The organism is Pseudomonas sp. HMSC066A08, from assembly GCF_001813025.1.
Classification (GTDB): Bacteria; Pseudomonadota; Gammaproteobacteria; order Pseudomonadales; family Pseudomonadaceae; genus Pseudomonas; species Pseudomonas aeruginosa.
In genome coordinates this window covers 1-330 of record NZ_KV811401.1, presented here as the reverse complement: position 1 = coordinate 330, position 330 = coordinate 1, and the positions used below count along the sequence as shown (strand labels likewise).

1 pseudogene is annotated in these 330 nt (G+C 60.9%); it reads left to right on the top strand.

Annotated features, from left to right (window positions below):
• Positions 1-36 precede the first annotated feature (36 nt).
• Positions 37-330, top strand: a pseudogene (locus tag HMPREF2886_RS32465) (conjugal transfer protein TrbI); the annotation flags it as partial.

The following is a 330-nucleotide window of genomic DNA, read 5'->3' as shown; positions in this document are numbered from 1 at the left end:
GCCGGGTGCCCCGTTCACGGTTCGAGGGGGTGCGCAATGAGCACAAACGATAAAGACAACGACCAGAACACCGACCTGCCGCTTGAGGATGCGGAAGTGCATAACGACCGCGAACACGACGACGATGCCGACATGCACGACGATCCTGATATGCGTGCGGACGGCAACGGCTCGCCCGACTATCTGGCGACACCAAAAAGAGAGAAGGGGGTTCGCCGCCTGAACAACAAACCGTTGTTCGTGGTCGGTGGCGTGATCCTGCTCGCTGTGGCTGGCGTTAGCTACACGTTTTTCCAGCGGCAGGCGGCGCAGGTTGCCCCCAAGGCCGAA